Raw genomic sequence first — 2,030 nt, 5'->3', positions numbered from 1 at the left:
CGTATCTGTAGAGACATAAATGTATTTTGAACCACCACTCCTCCAAGACCCTGATAATTGCCAGTGGTACTCTGTGACAACTCCTTTCACAACCTTGAGTTCGTCGTAGCTAGGGTATGGTTGAAACACAAATAACCCAGGAATACCCAGTAAAAGACATAAGGGTCCGAACCCTAACCATTCTTCTTTAATTTTCATTTAACTCGCTTTTTAAAATATAGTTACTCTAATTAAAGCCTAGTTTGATATTAACAAGATGCTTTTATTACCCATCAAGATCACAACGGCGCTTTCACGTAAAGTCCGGCATCTCCCTCCCTCTTGAAGCAGGCGTCGAGAATGAACTAACGCCAAGGTCCGCTTTTGTCTAACAGCGGAAGCAACCGCCGCTCAAATCTCGACGTCTGCAATCCTCTTTTAGCCAACGTACAGCACCAACTCATATAATATTGTTTTTGTTATTCTTTCTAAGTAAGGATTTTATAACTGAAGAACATCAATTATTTCCCTAATTTACTACATCGCCGAGACAAGATTTACAGCAAGAATTGATCTAGATAACGCATCGGATATATTGAACAGATGCTTATTACTTTTACCAAAATCAATAAACCACTACTCGTGTAAAACTTTTCGACAGTTTGAGAACTACGTTTTTTAGTGCTCTTAAACTATTGCTTTGTGGAATTTGTTGCCGGCATTTCCGTTTAGCTTATTCGTTAAAACAAGAAATAAAAACATGATCAAAAGTAGTACACTGCGCAACCAGACAAAACGGTAAACGAGGATAACGTGCAAGATATTTATATCATCCATGAAAATGAAGAGTGGGTCGTACCACTTCGCGCTGCATTTGCTGAGCGCGGTGTTGAAGCCAAAGAATGGTTTTTAAACCAAGGCGTCATTAACCTTAATGAAACACCACCTGAAGGCATTTACTACAATCGCATGAGTGCGTCTTCGCATACACGTGGGAATCGCTATGCACCAGAGTTAACACGGCTTACCTTAAATTGGCTTACATTGCATAACCGCGAGATCATAAATGGTCCAAGAGCGATATACTATGAAGTGGACAAGTTTTCTCAATACTGTGCATTGCAAAAGCATGGTATCAAAACGCCGCTTACCCATGCCGTAGTCGGTAAAGAAAACCTGATACAGGCAGCGACAGACTTCGATCAAATCCCGTTTATTATTAAGCCTAATCGCGGCGGTAAAGGCTTAGGCGTAAAACTCATTCATAACATCTCTGACTTAGAAAACTTTATTGAAAGTGATGACTATGAAGAACCCTTGGATGGAACATGGTTGATCCAAGAGTACATAAAGTCAGACCAAACCTTTATTGTTCGTGCTGAATTTGTAGGAGCGAAATTCTTATACACGGTCAAAGTCAAAACTGATGGAGGCTTTGAACTATGTCCGGCGGATGTATGTGATATTTCTGATGCGTTTTGTCCAACCAGCGCCCCTGAGAGCAAGTTTGAATTGATAGATACCTTCGATAATCACTCCCTAATGAATCAGCTCGAAACATTCTTAAGCAAAGAAGAAATTGATATTGCAGGGATAGAATTTATTCAGAACGAAATCGGTGATTTGTTGGTTTACGATATCAACACCAATACAAACTATAATAATGATGCTGAAAAGCGCGCGGGTATCGATCAAAGTGGTATGCAAGCCATTGCAAGCCTGCTCATAGACAAAGCCAAATAAGTCTTCATGTGCATTTATGCCTGCAAGATTATCGACGCAGGCATACCTTCATTCAGACAAGCTTAGCAAGCATCGTCCTCTCTCATGACAACCAGTTCTTGCCCATTAAGTACTTTGACTACAATGGGCCGACAACACACTTGGCAGTCTTCAGTGTATTCGGAGTCTGAATCCATAACGTCTAGCAGTAATTGAATCGGTTCGCCGCAATACGGACAGTAAGTATTCTGCTCTTCCAATGGGTTCATTAATTACTCTCCAATGGTATGCGTCCAGGTTCAATAAATGCTTTATGCACGCGTTTCGCT

Annotated in this window: 3 protein-coding genes; 1 reads left to right on the top strand and 2 read right to left on the bottom strand. The window is 40.6% G+C overall.

Going from position 1 to position 2,030, the window contains the following annotated elements; genetic code table 11:
* The coding region (locus A3739_RS31045; protein ID WP_231877134.1) for a hypothetical protein at positions 1–198 on the bottom strand (198 nt) is incomplete at its 3' end.
* Between the two features lie 594 nt (positions 199–792).
* On the opposite strand from A3739_RS31045, the gene A3739_RS23400 reads away from it, so the two are divergent.
* Complete coding sequence (locus tag A3739_RS23400) at positions 793–1,722, top strand: RimK family alpha-L-glutamate ligase (RefSeq protein ID WP_068476795.1); 930 nt, start codon at positions 793–795, stop codon at positions 1,720–1,722.
* A gap of 62 nt (positions 1,723–1,784) precedes the next feature.
* On the opposite strand, the gene A3739_RS28365 is transcribed toward A3739_RS23400, so the two are convergent.
* Positions 1,785–1,970, bottom strand: a complete 186-nt coding sequence (locus tag A3739_RS28365) for a CPXCG motif-containing cysteine-rich protein (protein ID WP_068499841.1) — start codon at positions 1,968–1,970, stop codon at positions 1,785–1,787.
* Between the last annotated feature and the right edge of the window lie 60 nt (positions 1,971–2,030).

It is taken from the genome of Oleiphilus sp. HI0067 (genome assembly GCF_001635735.1).
Note: the sequence above shows the minus strand (reverse complement) of the source record. Positions and strands in the feature narration are given on the sequence as shown.